The organism is Reella acinonychis, from assembly GCF_052828705.1.
In genome coordinates this window covers 1,055,046-1,077,530 of sequence record NZ_CM128256.1, presented here as the reverse complement: position 1 = coordinate 1,077,530, position 22,485 = coordinate 1,055,046, and the positions used below count along the sequence as shown (strand labels likewise).

General features: G+C 37.3%; 17 protein-coding genes and 1 tRNA gene. 3 read left to right on the top strand and 15 right to left on the bottom strand.

Annotated elements, in window-relative coordinates:
* Window positions 1-183: 183 nt before the first annotated feature.
* From purD to uvrB, 9 genes are all read right to left on the bottom strand, one after another.
* Window positions 184-1,473, bottom strand: coding sequence for a phosphoribosylamine--glycine ligase (gene purD, locus ACUXZ4_RS05415; protein ID WP_464972209.1), 1,290 nt, complete (start codon window positions 1,471-1,473; stop codon window positions 184-186).
* Between the two features lie 149 nt (window positions 1,474-1,622).
* Window positions 1,623-3,224 carry a bifunctional phosphoribosylaminoimidazolecarboxamide formyltransferase/IMP cyclohydrolase gene (purH, locus tag ACUXZ4_RS05410; protein ID WP_464972208.1) on the bottom strand — a complete coding sequence of 534 codons (1,602 nt, stop codon included), beginning with the start codon at window positions 3,222-3,224 and terminating at the stop codon, window positions 1,623-1,625.
* Window positions 3,225-3,346: 122 nt separating this feature from the next.
* Window positions 3,347-3,754: a DoxX family protein gene (locus tag ACUXZ4_RS05405; RefSeq protein ID WP_464972207.1), complete on the bottom strand. Its 408-nt coding sequence runs from the start codon at window positions 3,752-3,754 to the stop codon at window positions 3,347-3,349.
* A gap of 122 nt (window positions 3,755-3,876) precedes the next feature.
* Window positions 3,877-5,598, bottom strand: coding sequence for a protein-disulfide reductase DsbD (locus tag ACUXZ4_RS05400; RefSeq protein ID WP_464972206.1), 1,722 nt, complete (start codon window positions 5,596-5,598; stop codon window positions 3,877-3,879).
* Between the two features lie 52 nt (window positions 5,599-5,650).
* Window positions 5,651-6,889, bottom strand: a complete 1,239-nt coding sequence (locus ACUXZ4_RS05395) for a saccharopine dehydrogenase family protein (RefSeq protein WP_464972205.1) — start codon at window positions 6,887-6,889, stop codon at window positions 5,651-5,653.
* 192 nt (window positions 6,890-7,081) lie between these two features.
* Window positions 7,082-8,197 (bottom strand): carboxynorspermidine decarboxylase, encoded by a 1,116-nt coding sequence (nspC, locus tag ACUXZ4_RS05390; protein ID WP_464972204.1) that lies wholly within the window; start codon window positions 8,195-8,197, stop codon window positions 7,082-7,084.
* A gap of 161 nt (window positions 8,198-8,358) precedes the next feature.
* Window positions 8,359-9,855 (bottom strand): disulfide bond formation protein B, encoded by a 1,497-nt coding sequence (locus ACUXZ4_RS05385; protein WP_464972203.1) that lies wholly within the window; start codon window positions 9,853-9,855, stop codon window positions 8,359-8,361.
* A 15-nt stretch (window positions 9,856-9,870) separates the two neighbouring features.
* A complete protein-coding gene (locus tag ACUXZ4_RS05380) occupies window positions 9,871-10,038 on the bottom strand; it encodes a hypothetical protein (RefSeq protein WP_464972202.1) in 168 nt (55 codons plus the stop codon).
* Between the two features lie 139 nt (window positions 10,039-10,177).
* Complete coding sequence (gene uvrB / locus ACUXZ4_RS05375; protein ID WP_464972201.1) at window positions 10,178-12,211, bottom strand: excinuclease ABC subunit UvrB; 2,034 nt, start codon at window positions 12,209-12,211, stop codon at window positions 10,178-10,180.
* 494 nt (window positions 12,212-12,705) lie between these two features.
* Here uvrB and ACUXZ4_RS05370 point away from each other — a divergent pair.
* A tRNA-Asn gene (locus tag ACUXZ4_RS05370) sits at window positions 12,706-12,781 on the top strand.
* Between the two features lie 91 nt (window positions 12,782-12,872).
* Here ACUXZ4_RS05370 and glnD read toward each other — a convergent pair.
* Together glnD and map are read right to left on the bottom strand one after the other, a co-directional pair.
* On the bottom strand, window positions 12,873-15,446 hold the full coding sequence (gene glnD, locus ACUXZ4_RS05365; RefSeq protein ID WP_464972200.1) for a bifunctional uridylyltransferase/uridylyl-removing protein GlnD: 2,574 nt from the start codon (window positions 15,444-15,446) through the stop codon (window positions 12,873-12,875).
* Window positions 15,447-15,491: 45 nt separating this feature from the next.
* Window positions 15,492-16,295: a type I methionyl aminopeptidase gene (gene map / locus ACUXZ4_RS05360; protein ID WP_464972199.1), complete on the bottom strand. Its 804-nt coding sequence runs from the start codon at window positions 16,293-16,295 to the stop codon at window positions 15,492-15,494.
* A gap of 132 nt (window positions 16,296-16,427) precedes the next feature.
* On the opposite strand from map, the gene erpA reads away from it, so the two are divergent.
* Together erpA and tnpA are read left to right on the top strand one after the other, a co-directional pair.
* Window positions 16,428-16,769 carry an iron-sulfur cluster insertion protein ErpA gene (gene erpA / locus ACUXZ4_RS05355; protein ID WP_464972198.1) on the top strand — a complete coding sequence of 114 codons (342 nt, stop codon included), beginning with the start codon at window positions 16,428-16,430 and terminating at the stop codon, window positions 16,767-16,769.
* A gap of 164 nt (window positions 16,770-16,933) precedes the next feature.
* Window positions 16,934-17,371: an IS200/IS605 family transposase gene (tnpA, locus tag ACUXZ4_RS05350; protein WP_464972197.1), complete on the top strand. Its 438-nt coding sequence runs from the start codon at window positions 16,934-16,936 to the stop codon at window positions 17,369-17,371.
* 128 nt (window positions 17,372-17,499) lie between these two features.
* On the opposite strand, the gene ACUXZ4_RS05345 is transcribed toward tnpA, so the two are convergent.
* The 4 genes from ACUXZ4_RS05345 to prc all read right to left on the bottom strand — a co-directional run bounded on the left by ACUXZ4_RS05345 (window position 17,500) and on the right by prc (window position 22,433).
* Complete coding sequence (locus ACUXZ4_RS05345; protein WP_464972196.1) at window positions 17,500-18,129, bottom strand: MBL fold metallo-hydrolase; 630 nt, start codon at window positions 18,127-18,129, stop codon at window positions 17,500-17,502.
* A gap of 57 nt (window positions 18,130-18,186) precedes the next feature.
* Window positions 18,187-18,747, bottom strand: coding sequence for a peptidoglycan L,D-endopeptidase MepK (locus ACUXZ4_RS05340; RefSeq protein WP_464972195.1), 561 nt, complete (start codon window positions 18,745-18,747; stop codon window positions 18,187-18,189).
* 82 nt (window positions 18,748-18,829) lie between these two features.
* On the bottom strand, window positions 18,830-20,320 hold the full coding sequence (locus ACUXZ4_RS05335; RefSeq protein ID WP_464972194.1) for a L,D-transpeptidase family protein: 1,491 nt from the start codon (window positions 20,318-20,320) through the stop codon (window positions 18,830-18,832).
* 67 nt (window positions 20,321-20,387) lie between these two features.
* On the bottom strand, window positions 20,388-22,433 hold the full coding sequence (gene prc, locus ACUXZ4_RS05330; protein ID WP_464972193.1) for a carboxy terminal-processing peptidase: 2,046 nt from the start codon (window positions 22,431-22,433) through the stop codon (window positions 20,388-20,390).
* Window positions 22,434-22,485 lie beyond the last annotated feature (52 nt).

Here is a 22,485-nt window from a genome sequence, read left to right as displayed (position 1 = left end):
TTCTCCTAAAGTCAAATATATGGGGTTGTAAAACGTTTGCGTGCGGTATTTTACCTCAATTCAAGATAAAAACGCAGTAAATTTTTTACTCTATTTTTTCATTTTAATGATGAATTCTATTCATCAAATAAAACGGCTCTTATCCATTAAGATAAAAGCCATTTCAGTTCTCTAAAACACAGTTTATGCGTTATTTTTTTCTCTTGCTACTGCACGATAGCCAATATCGCGGCGATAGAATCGACCTTTCCATTGTACTTTTTCTGCCAATGATAAAGCTTGTTGTTGCGCATCATAAACGCTATCGCCAAGAGCTGTTACACAAACCACACGACCACCATTGGTCACCAGTTTGCCCTCTTTATTTTCTACGCCAGCTAAGAAAACTTTTTGATTTTCCACCGCACTTTCAATACCTGTGATTTCATCGCCTTTACGATAATCGCCAGGATAACCTTCCGCTGCAAGCACAATGCCAAGTGATGCTTTTTCACACCATTGAGATTTCTTCTCATTCAATTTACCTTCACAAGCAGCAAGACAAAGCTCAACCAAGTCAGATTCTAAACGCAACATAATTGGTTGGGTTTCAGGATCACCAAAACGGCAGTTAAATTCGATTACTTTCGGTTGACCATTTGGCATAATCATCAAACCAGCATACAAGAAACCTGTATAAACATTGCCTTCCGCCGCCATGCCATTCACTGTTGGATAAATGACTTCTTTCATAATGCGATCATGAATTTCTGGTGTCACCACTGGCGCTGGGGAATACGCGCCCATACCGCCCGTATTCAAGCCAGTATCATTTTCGCCTACACGTTTGTGGTCTTGGCTAGTTGCCATCGGCTCCACATTTTTACCATCTACCATCACAATAAAACTGGCTTCTTCACCATCTAAAAACTCTTCAATGACAACTCGACTTCCTGCGTCACCGAAAGCATTGCCAGAAAGCATATCTTTCACAGCCTCTTCCGCTTCAGATAAAGTCATTGCAACAATCACACCTTTACCCGCAGCAAGACCGTCCGCTTTGACCACAATTGGCGCACCTTTTTCACGTAAATAAGCGAGTGCTGGCTCAACTTCAGTAAAGTTTTGATATTCAGCGGTTGGAATTTTATGACGAGCCAAGAAATCTTTAGTAAAGGCTTTTGAACCTTCTAATTGTGCTGCTGCTTGAGTTGGGCCGAAAATTTTCAACCCGGCTGCGCGGAACGCATCAACCACACCAATCACAAGCGGTGCCTCTGGGCCAACAATGGTTAAGCCAATATTTTTTTCTTGTGCAAATGCCACCAATTTTTCTACATCTGTCGCTGAAATTGCCACATTTTCCACTTTCGCTTCCAATGCAGTCCCCGCATTACCTGGTGCGACAAAAACTTTATCAGCTAATGGTGATTGTGCCACTTTCCAAGCTAATGCGTGTTCACGTCCGCCGTTACCGATGATGAGAATGTTCATTGTAATTTTCCTATTAATTTTTTGCTTATTTCTAATATATATCATTTTACTGATGGCAACCGACTTTTCTTTTTATGTGAATGAAGATAAAAGTGCGGTACTTTTTTAGTTACTTTTCTCTACATAAGTAAAGAAAAGTAACATCTATTTTAATGTCTAAAATGACGCATTCCAGTTAATACCATCACCATATTGTGTTCATCTGCGGCGTCAATAACTTCTTGATCACGCATTGAACCACCTGGGTGGATCACACATTGAATACCCACTTTTGCTGCAGCATCAATACCATCGCGGAATGGGAAGAAAGCATCAGACGCCATTACACAACCCGCTACATCTAAGCCTTCATCTTGCGCTTTAATACCCGCAATTTTAGCTGAATATACTCGACTCATTTGTCCTGCGCCAATACCAATGGTTTGGTTATCTTTCGCATACACAATGGCATTAGATTTCACAAATTTCGCTACTTTCCAGCAGAATAATAAGTCTTTTAATTCTTGTTCAGTCGGCTGACGTTTACTTACAACTTTTAAGTCAGCTAAGTCTACCATACCTAAATCTGCTTCTTGCACTAATAAACCACCGTTCACACGTTTAAAATCTAAACGCTGCTCTGCTTTCGCCCATTCACCACATTCTAAAACGCGTACATTTTTCTTCGCTTTAAGTAAAGCTTGCGCTTCTGCAGAAACTGTCGGTGCAATAATCACTTCGACGAATTGACGATCAATAATAGTCTGTGCAGTGGTTGCATCTAATTCTCGGTTAAAAGCAATAATACCACCGAAAGCTGAGGTTGGGTCAGTTTGATAAGCGCGGTTATAAGCTTCTAAAATATCCGAGCCTAACGCCACGCCACAAGGGTTCGCGTGTTTTACAATCACACAAGCTGGCTCATCAAAACTTTTCACACATTCAAGTGCCGCGTCAGTATCTGCGATATTGTTATAAGAAAGGGCTTTGCCTTGTAATTGTTTTGCTGTTGATACAGAAGCTTCTTTCACTTCTTGATCTACATAAAATGCCGCTTTTTGATGACCATTTTCGCCATAACGCATAGTTTGTTTGCGAATAAAATTGAGGTTTAAAGTACGTGGGAATTGACCGCACTTCGCGTCAGCATCTTCTTCCTCTGCCACAAAATAAGGTTTCACTAATTGCCCAAAATAGTTAGCAATCATGGAATCATATTGTGCGGTATGTTCAAACGCTTTAATGGCTAAATCAAAACGAGTTTCTAAAGTCAATCCATTTTGATGTTGATCCATTTCAGCCAAAATAGCGTTGAAATCATTATTATTGACTACGATCGCGACATCTTTATGGTTTTTCGCAGCAGAACGCACCATTGTTGGCCCGCCAATATCAATATTTTCTACTGCATCTTCTAATGTACAATTTGGTTTCGCAACAGTCGCAGCAAACGGATATAAATTCACCACCACCATATCAATGCCTTCAATGCCATGCTGGCTCATGACTTCATCATCAGTGCCACGACGCCCTAAAATACCACCATGTACTTTTGGATGTAAGGTTTTTACACGTCCATCCATCATTTCTGGAAAACCTGTATAATCAGATACTTCGGTAACAGGTAAACCGCTATCTGCTAATAATTTTGCAGTTCCGCCTGTAGAGAGTAATTTCACACCACGTTGTACTAAGCCTTGAGCAAATTCAACAATGCCAGTTTTATCTGACACACTTAATAATGCTTGACGAATCGGACGATGAGATTGCATTGAAAATTTCCTTTAAATTTGAAGTAAAAAATCGACAGGCATTATAACGCAATCGTTTGCTTTTATGTAGTTTTTTCATAAAAAAAGCTCGCATTTGCGAGCTTAAAGAAAAGGTAGAATAATTATTTAGCTGTTTTATTATCCAACGCCCAAGCACCTGGACCAGAGAAAACAAAGTGAAAGAATACAATGCTATATAACACTGCTAATTCACCACGATTTGCCACTGGGAACAAGACATTTCCTGTTGGCGCATGCATTTGGAAATAAGCAACTGCCATCATACCTGATAACAAGAAAGCAACTGGGCGAGTAAACTTGCCAAGAATTAACAAAATCCCACCAACGATTTCCAATACGCCACCAATACCTAATTGTGACATCAATGGAATCGCACCATTGCCACCTGTCATCGACATTGGGAATTCAAAGAATTTCGCTGTACCATGTAAGAGGAACATATAGGCAGCTAAAATACGTAAAAGCGCTAAGCTATAAGGTGCGAATTTAGTTAAGGTTTGTGAGTTCATTTTGCTTTCCTTTTAAATTAATAAAAATGGACAATCTAATGGAGAGTGCGCATTTTATAATATGAAATTTATTTAAGAAAGCGACGAATTATTGAAGAACTTTCAACTGAGAGTAAACAATCTTATTTAAGTAATTGATTTAACCAATCTGTAAAAGGTTGCGCTTGCATAAACCCTGTTACTCGCGCCCCCTCGATTTCATTCCCTTGTTTATCAAAGAAAATCATCGTTGGTAAGCCAATGACTGCTAACTTATCCATTAACTCTCGATTTTTATCGCTGTTTTTTGTCATATCAACCTGTAATAACAATATGTTCTCGAAAGCATGCTGTACTTTTGCATCAGGAAAGGTGTATTTTTCAAACTCTTTGCACGCTACACACCAATCTGCATATAAATCTAACATTGCAATGGATTTTGGATTATTGGCTAGCGCCAGTTGTAACTCATCATAACTGGTCACGCGTTGTAAGTGCACAGAAACTTCACCATTTTGCACCGCACTTTCACCACTGACCCAATGTTGAATAGGGGCTTTAAAGAAAAACATAGCACAGGCTAATCCTGTCACAATCAACCAACCTTGCCAAGAACGCCCTAATTGGAAACAGATCCAAACAATAATAGATGCAAGCCAAGTCGCTTTGATCTGAGCTTCAAAATTGGGGAATACGCGCGCTAATAAAAATACAGGAAGTAATAACAACACAAAGCCAAAGAGATTTTTGACCGTATTCATCCATTGTCCCGATTTTGGCAAAATTTTATTACCAAAAATCGTTACTAACATCAGCGGTAATCCCATGCCTAATGCCAAAAGATAAAGCGTAATTGCACCAGTAAAGAGATCGCCGCTTTGCGCAACATAAAGTAATGCACCGGACAATGGTGCTGAAGTGCAAGGAGAAGCGACTAATCCCGCGATCATTCCCATCACAAATACGCCACCAAAGGCACCACTTTTTTGTTGCTGGCTATATTGCGCTAATTTTGTTTGCAAGCGACTCGGTAGTTGTAATGTGAATACACCGAACATAGAAAGGGCGAGCAAAACAAATAAAATCGACAAACCTATTAGCACATAAGGACTTTGCAAAGCAACTTGAAATGGTAAACCGATCATGGCAACAATTAAGCCAAGCAAAGTGTAAGTCAATGCCATGCCTTGTACATAAACAAAACTGAGCGAAAATGCACGTAAAGTATTTGGGCGCTGTCCAGAGCCAATCACAATGGCAGACAACAACGGCAACATTGGTAACACACAAGGGGTGAAAGCTAAGCCAAGCCCAAGTACGAAAAACCACAATACAGAATAAGACGATTGCGACAGACGTTGTGCCAATTGATCTTGCTCACTTAATAACAAGTTATCTGAAGCAATCTTCTGCTGAAAAAGTGCGTCATTTTGCACCGCACTTTGTGCACCAATCATCGCTAAATCAACCACTTTTTGTTCTGGTGGGTAACAAAAACCTTTAGTACAACCTTGATAATTGACGATGACTTTTGAGCTTTTCGCCATTTCTAATAATGGCACATTAACTGTTAAATCATCCCGAAAAATATCAACATTGCCGAAAAATTCATCTTCATATTGTTCTGCAGGCGGAAAGATAGGATCGCCAAACTTTACATTCTCAGGTTCAACGGTGATTTCTTTTTTATACAAATAATAGCCATCCGCAATATCCCAATGTAATGCTAATGACTGTTGTTGGACGCTAGCTGAGAAGGCAAAGGCTTGATCTGGTTTGAGAAATTGTGGTTTTTTATCAAAAATGCCTGCTTGCGCCAAAAGTGCGGTGCAAAATAATAAAAATCCAACAATATATTTTTTCATATCTTCCCTTGCAAAATACTGAGCTAAAATGAAGGGTGCTAAGCACCCTTTTTTAGAAGGCTAATTCACGATCACCGTTTTCGTCTTTAATACGATTTGGCAAACCGATTTTATTTAATAAATTAATAAATGGTTTTGGATCAAGTTGTTCCACATTACACATTTCCTGTGCATCCCACTCGCCCGTAGCCACAAGCATTGCTGCAGCCACCGCAGGTACACCGGCTGTGTACGAAATCCCTTGACTACCCACTTCTTCATAGGCTTCTTTGTGATCAGCAACATTGTAAATGAAAATTTCTTTTTCTTTACCGTCTTTCTTTCCTTTAACCAAATTACCAATGCAAGTTTTGCCCGTATAATTTGGTGCTAAAGAAGCAGGATCTGGTAATACCGCTTTCACCACTTTCAATGGAATAACTTCAACACCTTCTGCTGTTTTAACTGGGAAAACAGACAATAAGCCTAAATTCTTTAACACATTGAAAACATTAATATAATGATCACCAAATCCCATCCAGAAACGAATAGTTGGCACATTTAAATGAGTGGCAAGTGAATGAACTTCTTCATGCCCTGTTAAATAGGAATTTTGCATTCCCACAATTGGTAGATCGTCCGAACGTTTGATTTCAAACATTTTATTCTCAACCCACTTACGATCTTGCCAGCTCCACACACTACCACTAAATTCGCGGAAATTTACTTCAGGATCAAAATTTGTGGCGAAATAACGTCCATGACTACCTGCGTTGATATCAATAATATCAATACTCTCTACGCTATCAAATTCTTCTTTTACAGCATAGGCAGCATAGGCATTCACCACACCTGGATCAAATCCCACGCTTAAAATTGCTGTAATCTTGTTTTGCTTACATAATTCACTGCGTTTCCATTCATAGTTCGCATAACAAGGCGGTGGCTCGCATACTTTTTCGGGGTCTTCATGCATTGCAGTATCAATATAAGCAGCACCTGTTTCAATACAAGCTTGCAATACCGACATATTAACAAAAGAAGGTCCCACATTAATCACAATTTGCGATTGAGTTTGTTGAATAAGGGCTTTGGTCGCTTCAATATCAAATACATCCACTTCAAAGCATTGAATTGTTGCTGGAATTTTAAAATTGCCTTTTTCCACTACACTGTCAGCAATGGCTTGGCATTTTTTAATATTACGCGATGCAATAGCAATATTACCCAGTAAATCATTATGTTGAGCACACTTATGAGCAACAACATTGGATACACCACCAGCACCAATAATTAATACATTTTTTTTCATTTAGTATTTTCCTCCCGGGTGCCAATTCTTCTATATTGGCATAGGCGTTAATAAAATCCCGATACATTTTGAAAACCTAAAAAGTCAATATCGGGCGGAACGGGCTTTATTCTTAACGAATACCCCCAAAATAAAGCGCGGTGTATTTTACGCTAATTTTGTAAAACAACCAAAAAATTCACCGCACTTGAATTAAGATAAGCTATCGACGTAATCTTGATAACCGAATTCTTTAACAAGGCGAATAGAACCATCCAATTCTTTAATAGCAATAGCGGGCATATTCACGCCATTAAACCAATTTTTCTTCACCATTGTGTAGCCAGCGGCATCACAAAAAGAAATGCGATCGCCAATTTGTAATGGCTTTTCAAAATAATATTCGCCAAAAATATCGCCAGCCAAACAGGATTTACCACAAACCATATAAGGATAATCGCCTTTGCCTTGGAAAGCATCAGGCAATAATTTAGCTTCAGAGCGATAAATTAATAAATCTAACATATGGGCTTCTGTCGCACTATCAACAATGGCTAACTCTTTGCCATTATTAAGAATATCCAATACCGTTACTTCTAAACTTGTGCTTAAAGTAATCGAGGCTTCACCTGGCTCCAAATACACTTGCACACCAAATTTCTGTGAAAATTGTTTTAAACGTTCAGCAAAAGCATCCAAAGGATAATGCTCACCAGTAAAATGGATTCCACCACCAAGGCTTACCCAATCAACTTGTTGCAATAATTCACCAAATTGTTGTTCAATATGATCAAGCATTTCGCAGAATTTTTCAAAATTCTCATTTTCACAGTTATTGTGAAACATAAATCCATTGATTAATGGCATTACCGTACGGATTTTTTCAATATCCCATTCACCTAAACGACTATGTGGACGAGCAGGATCGGCTAATAAAAAACTTGATGTACTTACTCTTGGATTCACACGTAATCCACGTTGTAAATCTAAAGTACGATCAAAAAAACGTTGTAACTGGCTGATTGAATTAAAAATAATTTTATCTGCGTTAGCAACCACTTCATCAATTTCTTGCTCACTATAAGCTACGCTATAAGCATGGGTTTCTCCGCCAAATTTTTGTTTTCCTAATTTGACTTCATATAATGAAGAGGATGTTGTACCGTCCATATATTGACTCATAAAATCAAATACAGACCAAGTGGCAAAACATTTCAACGCTAACAGCGCTTTTGCACCTGATTTCTCACGCAAATAAGCAATTTTTTCCATATTGCGCAATAATTTCGTTTTATCAATTAAATAATAAGGTGTTTGTAATGCATCCATTATGCCGACGCCCTTTGTAAGATTAATCAAGAAAGTGCGCTATTATAGCGAAATAGGGATGATTGGCAATTATGTCCCCCATATTTTGTTTTCATATAAGAAACAAGCCCTCTACTAGCTCATTATTTTCCAAGATTAGAGGGCTTAATTTAAAAAATCTATTATTGTTCAGTTAATGTATAAACAATATTTTTTCCATTCTCATAACTAAGAATTTGCATTTGCTCAGAATTAAACGTAATACCCTGTGGATTTTCAATACCACTAAATTCATAAACATGAGTAATTTGTTTTGTATTAGGGTTAATTCTCAATATCTGAGAAAATTGTTTACTCACAGCATATAAATCACCTTTATAGCTGGTCAATCCTGTAATGTAATACTCCCCTATATTTTTTCCTTCTTTCTGCAAAATATCAGGACCAATAGTTGGAGTAAACTCTTCTGAAAGTAAATTATCGTTTTTATCGAATCGAGAGACAATTAATGCTTGTTTTTTTACATTTGGAACAGTGATTGTATAAACACTATTTGACTCGGGAGAATAAGCCATTGAAAGCACATGGAACATACGAGAACGAATTGTGTTATAAGCCCCTCTAGCCGTTACCACATAATTTTGTAATCCTTCAATAAAACTAGGGAATCCTTCACGTTTTGAGCGAGTACTATCTTGTTTTAAGAATACAAATATTTTATTCCACCCTAAAACACCAAACTCATTTTCATTAAAGAATGTACTGCCAACAGGAACTCTACCATTCGCACCATTTAAATAATCTAATACTGAAAAATGTTTGACTTCTGATAAATCTTTATCAAACAGATACATTCCCCATTTTTCAGTGGCGACAAAATACTGATCTTTCCCATTAAAGGAAAAATCTGTCGCCGGTGCATTTAAATCTGCTTCAATCGTAATCTTATTTGAGATATTTAATTTATTAGTAGAATTTAAAGGTGCAGAGCTAACATCTGAAGTCAATGCTAACTTTGATGGTTGGCTTGGTAAATCAGGTTGTTCTACATCCCATGCATTACGTAAAGAAGTCGGTCTTTCAAGGCGTTTCCAGCTATCTGTTGTCCAATACCAGTATTCTGGATCAAAAGATAATCTTTTCGGATTCCCTACTCCTATATTTGGTGGTAACCCAGTACTCATAAATGCTTGTACCATATTCCCCCCTAAAACCACCATAAATAGAAGCATAACAGCTTTAGTTAAAGATGATAATGGCTTATAAGTTTGGCTTACGAAACCATATAAATTTTTTGAGAATAAGAAAATTAATGCTGTAAACAAAAGTACTACAGCTTGAATAACAATAGGCCATGTATAAGTATGTGCCCCTAGAATTTCATCCCACCAACCTTGATGAATATCCCAAGCAAAGCTACCTGCAGAATGTCTAAATCCAGCAAACATACCAAATACACCAATAAATATAATCCATCCAATATATTTTGGTTTTGGTCCATAGCGAACAATTAAAAATGCGAACATTGAAACACCGATCATCAACATTCTATGTGCCCAACAGAGGATACAAGGCGACTCTTTTGCAATAAATCCTAAATAAAATGAGGCACCCCCTAGTACTGCTGCTATAACTAACGCACACAAAGTCAATATAGAATTAAAAATTCGTTCATTCATACTAATTTCCTTACCTTAATAGTTTACACCAGGTAAAAGCATTGCTTTTGTAGCCATAAAGAAAACAAAAAATGCACTTAAAACAACTAAGTATGTTAAGCGATAAGCCCATTTCTCTTTTTCTGGTTTAGCAAAAATCAAGTACGCTGCAACTAAATATAAACAAAGTTGTAACAACTCCATAAGGTCATCCTCCATTAATTTAAATAAAACAAAAATATATGATCTAAAAATTAATCGCCTTATACTACCATTAAATGATAAATAAACATTTGATGAAACTCACAGAAATAGAATATATCTTATTTTAAATATATTAAAATCAATCCAACAAAAACTGTTCTCTTAATTGTTGTAGCTGATCGCGCACTGCCGCCGCTTTTTCAAATTCGAGATCCTGTGCATATTTATACATTTGTTGTTCCAGCTTTTTAATTTGTTGCTGATAGTCTTTTGGATTTTGCGGTAGCTGATAAAGTGCGGTAGGTTCGGCCACTTTTTTCGCATTTTTATTGGCTTTGGCTTTTTGATTTGCCCCTTGACCAATATCCAATAACTCGCCGACTTTTTTATTTAACGCTTGTGGAACTATGCCATTTTCTTCATTATATTTCATTTGTTTTTCACGACGGCGGTTGGTTTCACCAATGGCTTTTTCCATTGAGTTGGTGATGCGATCCGCATATAAAATGGCTTTCCCTTTTAGGTTACGTGCTGCTCGCCCAATGGTTTGGATCAATGAACGCTCAGAACGTAAAAATCCTTCTTTATCTGCATCTAAAATCGCCACAAGGGACACTTCGGGAATATCCAATCCTTCACGCAATAAGTTGATACCCACGAGCACATCAAATTCCCCTAAACGTAAATCTCGGATAATTTCCACACGCTCAACGGTATCAATATCGGAATGTAAATAACGCACACGAATACCATGTTCATCTAAATAATCCGTTAAATCTTCCGCCATTTTTTTGGTGAGCGTGGTAACTAACACACGCTCATTTTGATCCGCACGTTGTCGGGCTTCGGAGAGCAAATCGTCTACTTGAATGGCAACAGGACGGATTTCAATTTCAGGATCGAGCAACCCTGTTGGGCGTACCACTTGGTCGATAATTTCACCGCCAGATTTTTCTAACTCATAAGGACCGGGCGTAGCGGATACATAAATCGTTTGTGGAGCTAAACGCTCAAATTCTTCAAAACGTAACGGGCGATTGTCTAATGCCGACGGCAAACGGAAGCCATATTCCACTAAAGTTTCTTTGCGTGAACGGTCGCCACGATACATTCCGCCAATTTGTGGCACAGTAACATGGCTTTCATCAATAATTAATAAAGCATCAGAAGGCATATAATCAAATAAGGTCGGCGGAGGCTCGCCCTCTTTGCGTCCTGATAAATAGCGTGAATAGTTTTCAATGCCTGAGCAATACCCTAGCTCATTCATCATCTCAATATCAAATTGCGTACGCTGACTAATACGTTGTTCCTCAATTAACTTGTTACTTTCCAATAGGAATTTTTTACGCTCAACCAATTCTGCTTTAATTTTTTCAATAGCATCTAAAATGCGTTCTCTTGGGGTCACATAGTGCGTTTTCGGATAAATAGTATAACGTGGCACCGCACCGAAATTCGTATTGGTAAGAGGATCAAATAAACTTAACCGCTCAATTTCATCATCAAATAATTCGATGCGTACCGCTTTATCATCAGATTCTGCAGGGAAAATATCAATAATTTCACCTCGAACACGAAAAGTACCACGCTGGAATGCTTGGTCATTTCGAGTATATTGCAATTCGGCTAATTGTGCCAAAATTTGGCGCTGATTAATGATGGCACCTGTTTGTAAATGCAGCATCATTTTTAAATAAGAATCAGGATCGCCCAAGCCGTAAATGGCAGAAACGGAGGCTACCACAATGGTATCTCGTCGTTCTAAAAAAGATTTTGTCGCGGACAACCGCATTTGTTCAATTTGATCATTAATGGAGGCATCTTTTTCAATAAAGGTATCACTGCTCGGCACATAGGCTTCAGGCTGATAATAATCATAATAAGACACAAAATATTCCACCGCATTTTCAGGGAAAAAGGCTTTCATTTCTGCATAAAGCTGAGCGGCGAGGGTTTTATTAGGGGCCAGCAACATGGCAGGGCGATTGAGTTTGGCAATCACATTAGCAATGGTGAAGGTTTTCCCTGATCCTGTTACCCCTAATAAAGTTTGGTGAGCCAATCCATCATTTAAATTTTCTATTAGCTTTTCGATCGCCTGAGGTTGATCACCTGAAGGCTGAAAATCAGAATGTAGAATAAAAGATTTGGTATTAATTTTTTGTGCCATAAAAACTACTGATCATTTATAAAGTGCGGTGAATTTTATCACAATTTCGTTACAAAATCAGAAGAGAAAAAACTAAGTTTTACACAGACTTATATTTGTCAAGTTAAATAAAAAAATAAATTTTTAATTTTTATAAAGATTTTCCTAGATTTTATATAACTTATTGATTTCTAACAAAATGTCATTTTACAATCAATTAAAATAAGAATAGAGATGAGCTCAGTGTTCATCTAGGTTGAGCGGATTTTTCAAGAAACAATTCACAGAGTTATCCACAGATTTTGTGGATATAAAAGTGCGGTTAAAAATAGGAAAAATTTTACTCTAAGCTTGGGTGATTTTTAAACTAATTAAAACAATAGGTTAAGTTTATCAAATAAAAATAGACGCATTTTTCATCAAAAAACGTTATAAATAAATTTACATTTTGTTGTTGACAAGAGGAAAACAGATCAGTATGATACGCACCCATTATCGCAAGTGTACAGAATTATTCCTCCTTAGTTCAGTCGGTAGAACGGTGGACTGTTAATCCATATGTCGCAGGTTCGAGTCCCGCAGGAGGAGCCACTTTCTTTTGGTAAGTCTTTATTTATCTCCTTTGATAAAGGCTTATTAATCGCCAAAAGCTTTAGCCCGAGTTTCTCGGGCATTTATTTTTCTAAGCTAACTTTTCTCTCAAGCATTGTTCTAATTGTTTTCTTTCTTCAATGGTTAACGCCTTTTTGTGTTGATTTACTACAATAAAGAAGTCCTCTGCCCTCGCCCCCACTGTTGTGATTTTTGCATTAAGTAAAGTCAGTTTCAGCGCTGAGAATACTTGGCTAATTTCAGCCAATAAACCGGGTTTATCAAGCGCAAATAATTCCATTGTGGTTTGATCTTGCCGGTTGATATTCAAAAAGCGAATCTCTGTGTTAACATGAAAATGCGCTAATTTGGGATTACTGTTATGAGAATATTTTGGTAATTTATCCGACATTAACACCGCAGTTAATTGCTGTTCTAATAAACGTCTGCGATCAAATTTAAGCAAGCTACCATCTAATTCAGTGACAATAAAACTGTCCATGGCATAACCATCAAGAGTTGTGGAAATTTGAGCATCATGAATACTTAATTTTCTCGCGCCGATTCGACTCACCACCTTATAAAAAAGATTAGGTTGATCCTTGCAATAAACAAAAACCAAGGTGCCGCCATCAGAAAAACGATTACTGACTTTAACTAATAAATCACCTTCAAATTGATGTAATAATTCTGCATGCCAAACCAATTCTTTCGCGGTATTACGCACAAAATAATCTTCTTGGCAGCGTTGCCAGAGTTGCTTAACCTGCGTCAATGATAAATCCATATCGCTATTTTGAATCAGATCTAAAGCTTGTTGACGATGATATTCAATCTTTTCCTCATTGTTCAACATCTGATCCATTCCTTGCCTAAATTGTTGTAAGCTATATTCATATAGCGTAGAAAACAACGAACGCTTCCAACTATTCCACAAGGTTTGATTAGTCGCACAAATATCTGCCACCGTTAAACAAGTTAGTATATCTAAACGTACTCTATTTTGTACAACTTCAGCAAAATGTTGCACCACTTCAGGATCATGAATATCTCGGCGCTGAGCCACAATCGACATCAATAAATGTTGCTCAACTAACCAACTTATCGTTTCTACTTCCCGTTTATTAAAACCATGTTGTTGCGCAAAACGACGTACAATTTCAGCGCCTAATTCAGCATGATCGCCTCCTAATCCTTTGGCGATATCATGAAATAGAGCCGCAATATACAATAAAGTGCGGTCAAAAAAATGGCTAAATAGGCGATGGCACATTGGGTGTTCTTGCGCAGATTCCGCTTGTAAAAAATATTCCAATCTCAACATTGCCTGTAAACTGTGCTCATCTACCGTATAAATATGAAATAAATCAAATTGCATTAACCCTTCAATATTCTTCCATTCTGGAATGTACGCAGTTAATACCCCATATTTATGCATAGGTACAAAAGCACGTTGAATGGCATTGGACTGAGCAAATAAACGGATAAATTTTTCTCTCGCCAGTGACTGTTCAGACAAATAGCCTTTCAATTGAGATAGAGCAATAAGTAGTTGACGCAAGGTAGAAGAATGAATTTCCGCTTCAGGATAGCGAGTTAAATAATAAAATAAGTCCAATATTTTGTCGGGCTTTTGAGTAAAGCAATCCATATTGCGCAAAATAATGGCATTATGTTGTAAAGCAAAATCTTCATCTAACAAAACTGGGGAAATTTGCACCGCAGTTGTGAGCACATTTTCACGATAATGCTTGGTTAAAATATCACTCAGCATAGAAATATTGGCTAATGCTTGGAAAAAGTGTTTCATAAAACGTTCAACACCTTGATTTCCTTCCCTTTGATAACCCAACATTTCTGCCACTTTTAGCTGGCGCTCAAATAACAAACGATTGTCATAGCGTTTTAAAATTAAATGCAAGGCAAAACGCACGCGGAATAAAAATTGTTGGCTTTGTAGCAATAGCGCATATTCTTCCGCATAAATAAAGCCCGCTTGTAAAATTTGCTCTAAATTCATCGCATTAGAATGGCGTAAAGCAATCCAATAAATTAAATGCAGATCTCGTAATCCACCGGGGCTGTATTTTAAATCAGGCTCAAGATTATAGCTTGTGTTGTTATAGCGTTGATAACGTTGCACTTTTTCTTCTATTTTTGCATTGAAGAAAGTTTCTCTATCCCAAAAATCTTCTTGCTGTAAAAGTGCGGTCAATTTTTCAAAGATTTTCTGATTTCCACATAAAAAGCGGCTCTCTAATAAATTGGTGGCAATAGTAATATCCGCTTTTCCATCAATCTCACATTGCGTTAAGGTTCGAGTGCTCGCCCCTACATCAAAACCACAATCCCACAGAAACTGAATAAAATCGGTAATTTTTTGTTCTGTTTCAGCTGAGTTTTCTTGTTCAGATAAAATTAGAATATCAATATCAGACAAAGGGAACATTTCCTGACGTCCATATCCGCCCACTGCGATCAAGGCTAATGCAGTTTGATCTAATTGAAAATGTTGCCATAATTGCATTAATAGGTCATCGCAGAATAAAGTGCGGTTAGAAATCAATGATTTTACTTCTGTCGTCGCAAAACAAGACAATTCTTGATGTTTAAGCGCTTCTTTCTGAACTTTTACGTCATTAGGATTGAGATCAAATACAAACATAATATCAATAAGATACAAAAATGGTGGGTAACCCCCACCATCTTACTATTGGTTAATCATAAAACGCGTGATGCGTCCTTCCCGCTCTTCTTCTTCTCGGATTGTCATCACTTCACAACCATTTTCAGTGACAACAATTTGATGCTCATATTGCGCCGAATGGCTTCGATCTTTGGTTTTTACTGTCCAACCATCGCCCATTAAACGCACTTCTTTTTTACCTGCATTAATCATAGGTTCAATCGTAAACACCATGCCAGGTTTTAGAATCACGCCACCATCATCGGCATAATAATGTAAGACTTGTGGCTCGCTATGAAATTGATCACCAATCCCATGTCCACAATATTCACGAACAACGCTAAAGCCTTGTGCTTCTGTATATTTTTGTACTGCACGCCCAATTTCATTTAAACGCACACCCGCTTTAACAGCTCTTAATCCAACATAAAGTGCTTCTTGTGCGGCTTCGACTAATTTTTGGCTACGAATATTAGTTTCACCCACCACATACATTTTGGAATTATCACCATAATAGCCATCTTTAATCACTGTGACATCAATATTTAAAATATCACCGTTTTTAAGGATTTTGTCTTGGCTCGGAATACCATGACACACAACCTCATTGAGCGAAATACAAGTAGCATTAGGAAAACCATGGTAATTTAAACAAGCAGGAATTGTTTTTTGCACATTGACCATATAATCATGGCAAATACGATCTAATTCGCCAGTGCTTACACCAGCTTTGACATAGGGTTCGATCATAACCAATACATCTGAAGCTAACTGACAAGCTTCACGAATTTTTACTAATTCATCTTCATTTCTTAATGGAATTGCCATATTTTTCTCTTAACAATAAAAAAGATTGACATATATTACCATTAAACCCCTTTGATGTGAAAATATCCTTGAACGAACTTGTCGGTTATTAGATAATGGCGAAAATTTTTATTTTGTTTTTAAGGAAAGTAAATGTCTGATATCTCAGTGCCGCTCCATTTTACTGACGCTGCGGCAAATAAAGTCAAAGCATTAATTACAGATGAAGAAAACCCTGAGTTAAAACTACGCGTTTACATCACAGGTGGTGGTTGTAGCGGTTTCCAATATGGCTTTACCTTCGATGAAAAAGTAAATGATGGCGATCTTATTGTTGAAAATTCGGGTGTAAAATTGGTTATCGATCCAATGAGTTTGCAATATCTTATTGGTGGCACAGTAGATTACACTGAGGGTTTAGAAGGTTCACGTTTTATTGTCAAAAATCCAAATGCTACAACAACCTGCGGTTGTGGTTCTTCATTTAGTATTTAATTCAATAAAAAATGCTCGTAGCAATTGCGACGAGCATTTTGATTGCTAACTAAAAACCACCTTCTCTGAAGGTGGTTATCGGCTAAAAAGGCTTTGCCTGAAAAAATCGACTCATAGAAAATCCTTGTGGAAGTTATCCCCATAACCAACATAAGGAAAAAACAATGAGTCGATTTAAGAAATCATCGCATGTGATTTGGCATTGTCAATATCATTTAGTTTGGACACCGAAATGTCGCTTTCGGATTTTGAAAGATAAAGTAGGTCGAGAAGTGTATATACAGCTGAGAATCCTTTGTGAGCAGCTGAAAATAGAGATAGTTGAACTGAATGTTCAGCAAGATCATGTTCATCTTTTAGTAAAGATCCCCCCGAAATTATCGGTATCAGATGTGATGGGTCACCTAAAAGGTCGAACAGCGATAAGATTGTTCAATAAGTTTCCGTATTTAAGAAAACATAAATTATGGGGCAATCATTTTTGGGCGAGAGGTTACTGCGTAGACACCGTAGGTGTCAATGCAGAAATGATACGTAGATATGTGAAATATCAAGAGAAACATGAATTGGAAGATAAGCAGTTAAAGCTATCTTCAATGTAAAATTCGGATTCTCAGAATCGGAATTTAGAAACGCCCCTATGGGGCGTCATTCAAAGCCACCTTCTATGAAGGTGGATTTTTACTTTTAAAAACTTAAGTAATTTCCACCGCACTTTTAAGTGTTCAAACTACTTAACAAAAGGGTTATTCTGTTTCTCATATCCTATAGTTGTATGAGGTCCATGCCCAGGTAGAACGAGCATATCATCTGGTAATAAATACATTTTTTTTTTGATTGAATCCATTAAATCTTGATGACTTCCCCCTTGGAAATCCGTACGCCCAATCCCCTGTTTAAATAACACATCGCCCGTAAACGCAACTTTTTGTTGATGTTCAATAAAACCAATGTGTCCTGGCGTATGACCTGGTAAATGCAAAATCTCAAAATTAAATCCTGCGACAGAAATCATTTCGTGTTCATTATCTAACCAACGATCAGGTTCAAAGGCATCAATTTCAAATAAACCAAATTGACGAGACTGTTGCGGAAGGGATTGAAACCAATATAAATCTAAGGAATGAGGCCCAATAATTTCAACATTAAAATGTTGTTTTAATTTCATGGCTGCGCCAACATGATCTAAATGGCCATGAGTCAATAAAATCATTTGTAAATCTAATCCAAGTTCTTCAATTCGTTGGATTAATTTAGGTGCTTCACCACCGGGATCAATAATTGCAGCCTGTTTTTCATCATTCCAAATAATAGAGCAATTTTGCTGAAAAGGTGTGACTGGCACAATATCTATATTCATTATGAATTCCTTATTTAAAATATAAAACCGCAAAACTGCGGTCTTATTTTCATGATTTTATCTACCACGCCAAGTGCGTACTGGCCCTGTATCAACATGGATAAAATTACTAACTGGGTAATATCCTACTCCACCATTATTCAAACTTTCCGCCGCATTTCTAATGCTTGCTAAAGAAACGCCAGGCACACGAAAATCCACTGCTTGACCTCGAATATGATAGCTATTAGAAGCAACACCTCTGCTACGACGACGTAAACCACTATTGGTTGCTGCTGTTCTATAACCAGATAAAATTTGGATCTCTGTATTGCGCAATCCAAGTTTACTTTGAATATTATAGAGTTTTGTAAATAGGTTAGGATCCATATTACGTGAACGATTTACATGCCAATCACGCATAAACCAATTGAATTTACCTAACATTGAAGAAGAAAGCCCCTTTCCTTGTGAAAATTCAGAGCTAAAAGTTTCTCCTGTATTAATATTTCTTAAGCGCAAAATTCGTGGTTTTGGCGTAGATACAACCGCTAAAACAGAGTTAGGTAAAATCGTTGTACCCAATACAACGCCACCTAAAGATAACCACTTGCGGCGACTATGGTTAATTGTTGTCATTAAAATGTCTCTCTTTCTATGAGCCCGAATATCTTATTTAGTCAGGCTAAAGTTACTTTAGTTCATTATTTAATCAAAAATATTATAAATATTTCTGTACAGTATGCCAATTGACATAACTTGGCGCTTTAGCACGATCATAACCGTAAATATCTGGTAAGGTTTTCACTTTACCATTTTCAACCCAAGCTGTCACATAATATAAATAAACAGGATTATCCGATTGAATCGTTGCTGAAGTGGTTTTCTTACTTGCTAACACACTTTGTTTCTTAGCAGCAGACCAACCCGCTTCTTTTAATAAGATTGTCGCTAATTCATCTGATTTTGCTACACGCACACAACCAGAGCTTAAAGCACGCGCTGTTTTACTAAATAAACCGCGGTTTGGTGTGTCATGTAAATAAATCGCATCGGAACTTGGCATATTAAATTTAAAACGACCAAGAGCACTGTCATCTCCCGCTTTCTGACGAATACGGAAAGGCACTGATTTACTATTAATATATTGTGACCAATTTACACTGTAAGCACTAATTTTATTGCCTCTGCTGTCAAAAATTTCAAGACTCGCACGATCAGCATAACTTGGATCTCGTGCCAACTTAGGTACTAAATCTTTCGTCAAAATAGTATTCGGCACATTCCAAGGTGGGTTGACCACTACATTGCTTAATTTGCTGTACATCACAGGGGTTCTGCGTGATTCTTTACCCACAATAACACGTGAATTTAACACTAATTGTCCATCACGATAATACTCTAACTGATAACTTGGAATATTCACAAAAATACCATTATCAAAGCTTGGAATAATGCGTAAACGCTGAGCATTAATAGCTAATTTATATAATCCCGCTTGATTTTTCTTATCTGAAGCTAAATTCGTTGCAATATGAGCTAAGGTTTGGCGATATAAATGATTATCAGAAGACAAATTCTTCACAAATGTTAAATGTTGCTCATTTTTCACCGCACTTAACCAGGCCGCAATAGATTCATCAGATGGCTTTTCTGGCTTATAACTATTAACAGAATACAACCAACTTTGTGCTGAAGAAGACACTCTTTTCGCATAATACATATAGTCTAAAAAAGCATCCGTTAATAGCATATCGTATACAAGAGAATCATTCTGAGCCGCACTAATCGCTTCTAAGGAATTTGCTGAGCGATGAGAAATACCACTCGCCACCATCGCTGCATATTCACGTAAGAATTGTTTTTCAGCCGCTTTATCAGCCCAAATTGGCGCATAATCACGTTCAGCATAAATCGTTGCTACAGTACGCTGAAATTGTAAAGGCGTATTACCCATTAATTCCGCAACTTTCGCTTCCGCTTGCATTTGCTTCTCTTGTGCCAATTTTGCTTCTTCAGCCTTACGCTCAGCTTCTAAACGCGCAGCCTCAGCTGCCTTTTCTTGCTCCATTTGCTGAGTTGCCAAATCAACGTTAATGCTTTCTTTATTCACATTAGCATTAAAATAATTTGATACTGTGCAACTCGTACATAATCCGGAAATTAAAATTACAAGAGGTGCAAATTTGAATTTGTCAGTTTTTGCTTTCATTCAGAAATCCTTAAAAATCAACCGCACTTTATGCCATATCCCTAATAAAAGTGCGGTGTAAACTTACTTAGTTTTTCGTTTTTTCCTGTTGTTTGCGTTCTGTCTTGCCTTTCTTTAAGAACGCTAAATCCGCTGCCATTTTCTTCGCTTCTGTTAAGAAGAAATCGGGTGCTTCATAATCTTTTGGTAAATCATCGATATTTTTCAACAAGGCTTTACCTTCACGTTTAAAACGCTCATTAATGTCTTTCAAACGTTTTGCTTCATCTTTATCATTTTCTGCTTTGCGCACTTGGTAATTTAATGATAAATATTTGCGCTCACGACGCTCCTGACGAACTTTTAAATTCTCCGCTAAAGCAATAAATTCAGGATCTTTTGCAATACGTTGCTCATGTTTTGCTTCTAACTGAGGAACTGCATCACGAGCCGATTCTGATTGAGAATAATTCGCTGATGGAATTTTATCCCAAGCTAACGCATTATCTTCTTTTTCCTCGCCAGTTTCTTTTGCATCAATAATTTCAGGGAATTTGATATCAGGTGCAACCCCTTTGATTTGTGTACTGCCACCATCAATACGATAGAATTTCTGAATCGTATATTGAATAAATCCAAGTGGCTCTTGATCTAAATCATAGACAAAATTTAGCGTACGGCTTTGTTGTACCGTTCCTTTACCAAAGGTATTTTGCCCTACAACAATACCGCGATTATAGTCTTGGATTGCAGCCGAGAAAATCTCAGAAGCTGAGGCACTATGACGATTAATCATCACTAATAATGGACCAGAATAAACTTGCGCATTATCAGGGTCTTCATGCACGCGAATACGATTGTAAGCATCTCTCACTTGTACTACTGGACCATCAGAAATAAACAATCCTGTCAATCCAACCGCTTCTGTTAAAGCACCACCACCATTCTCACGTAAATCAATAATTAATGAAGACGCTTTTTTCGCTTTCATTTCTTTTAATAATTTACGCACATCGTCGGTTAAACCAATATAAAATGTTGGAATTTTAATTACTGCAACATTTTCTGAACCCACTTTTTCTACGGTTAGTTTCGCTGCACTATCTTCAATACGAACTTTATCGCGCACCAAAGTGATGATCTTGGTTTTGCCCCCTTTTGCTGGCTCAACTTCAAGACGAACTTTACTACCTTTTTTCCCTTTGATTTTGTCAACCACATCATCTAAACGCCAACCGACAACATCTTCAATTTCGCCAGTTGCCTGCCCTACACCAATAATTTTATCTCCTGCAGCTAATTTTTTACTACGTGCAGCAGGAGCACCCGGCACAAGAGATTGAATAGTTGTAATATCATCTTCTTGACGTAATGTTGCCCCAATCCCTTCTAACGACAAATTCATACTTTCGTTAAAGCTTTTGGCTGCTCTAGGACCTAAATAGCTTGTGTGAGGATCAATTTCACGCGCTAAAGCGTTCAAATATGTCTGTGTAATATCGTCTGATTTCGTCTGTGTTAAACGACGAATCGCCAAATTATAGCGTTTGACTAATGTTTTCTTAACTTCAGCCCAATTTTTATCTTTTAATTTAAGATCAATGATATCCTGTTTAACACGTTGTTCCCAAAGTTGATCTGCTTCTTCTTTTGTTTTTGGGAATGCAGCTTTGGTGCGATCAATTTCAATTTGATCTTGACCATTTAAATTAGGCTCTTTGTCTAATAAGGATAATGCATAAGCATAACGTTCATAACGTCTGCGCGTCATAAGATCATAGATCGCAAAAGCCGCTTCTAAATTACCTTCATTCAATTGATCATCTAACACATTAGCGTATTTAGCACGTAATTCATCCACATCAGATTGAATAAACAAATTATGGCTATAATCTAACTGATTGATATAACGGTCAAAAATCTTATTAGAAAAAGCATCATCTAACTGAAATTTACGATAATGAGATTGCGTCAAACGTGTTGTTACGCGTTTGGTTGCTAACGAATTTTCTTCTGTCGAAGACGGAATTTTGATCTCATTAAATTTAATATTTGGCTCAACCGCTGTGACACTCGCTGATAATAACAACGAGAAAACCGTTACAGCATACTGCTTAGAATTCATCAACTTCATTTAGACATTCCTAATAAAGAAAAAACATCAGATAGATCAATCTATTGATGTA

What these genes read in the sequence shown, in the direction of transcription:
- purD (WP_464972209.1), bottom strand. Translation starts at nt 1,473, where the DNA reads ATGAACATTCTCATCATCGGTAACGGCGGACGTGAACACGCATTAGCT.
- purH (WP_464972208.1), bottom strand. Translation starts at nt 3,224, where the DNA reads ATGCAATCTCATCGTCCGATTCGTCAAGCATTATTAAGTGTGTCAGAT.
- ACUXZ4_RS05405 (WP_464972207.1), bottom strand. Translation starts at nt 3,754, where the DNA reads ATGAACTCACAAACCTTAACTAAATTCGCACCTTATAGCTTAGCGCTT.
- ACUXZ4_RS05400 (WP_464972206.1), bottom strand. Translation starts at nt 5,598, where the DNA reads ATGAAAAAATATATTGTTGGATTTTTATTATTTTGCACCGCACTTTTG.
- ACUXZ4_RS05395 (WP_464972205.1), bottom strand. Translation starts at nt 6,889, where the DNA reads ATGAAAAAAAATGTATTAATTATTGGTGCTGGTGGTGTATCCAATGTT.
- nspC (WP_464972204.1), bottom strand. Translation starts at nt 8,197, where the DNA reads ATGGATGCATTACAAACACCTTATTATTTAATTGATAAAACGAAATTA.
- ACUXZ4_RS05385 (WP_464972203.1), bottom strand. Translation starts at nt 9,855, where the DNA reads ATGAATGAACGAATTTTTAATTCTATATTGACTTTGTGTGCGTTAGTT.
- ACUXZ4_RS05380 (WP_464972202.1), bottom strand. Translation starts at nt 10,038, where the DNA reads ATGGAGTTGTTACAACTTTGTTTATATTTAGTTGCAGCGTACTTGATT.
- uvrB (WP_464972201.1), bottom strand. Translation starts at nt 12,211, where the DNA reads ATGGCACAAAAAATTAATACCAAATCTTTTATTCTACATTCTGATTTT.
- glnD (WP_464972200.1), bottom strand. Translation starts at nt 15,446, where the DNA reads ATGTTTGTATTTGATCTCAATCCTAATGACGTAAAAGTTCAGAAAGAA.
- map (WP_464972199.1), bottom strand. Translation starts at nt 16,295, where the DNA reads ATGGCAATTCCATTAAGAAATGAAGATGAATTAGTAAAAATTCGTGAA.
- erpA (WP_464972198.1), top strand. Translation starts at nt 16,428, where the DNA reads ATGTCTGATATCTCAGTGCCGCTCCATTTTACTGACGCTGCGGCAAAT.
- tnpA (WP_464972197.1), top strand. Translation starts at nt 16,934, where the DNA reads ATGAGTCGATTTAAGAAATCATCGCATGTGATTTGGCATTGTCAATAT.
- ACUXZ4_RS05345 (WP_464972196.1), bottom strand. Translation starts at nt 18,129, where the DNA reads ATGAATATAGATATTGTGCCAGTCACACCTTTTCAGCAAAATTGCTCT.
- ACUXZ4_RS05340 (WP_464972195.1), bottom strand. Translation starts at nt 18,747, where the DNA reads ATGACAACAATTAACCATAGTCGCCGCAAGTGGTTATCTTTAGGTGGC.
- ACUXZ4_RS05335 (WP_464972194.1), bottom strand. Translation starts at nt 20,320, where the DNA reads ATGAAAGCAAAAACTGACAAATTCAAATTTGCACCTCTTGTAATTTTA.
- prc (WP_464972193.1), bottom strand. Translation starts at nt 22,433, where the DNA reads ATGAAGTTGATGAATTCTAAGCAGTATGCTGTAACGGTTTTCTCGTTG.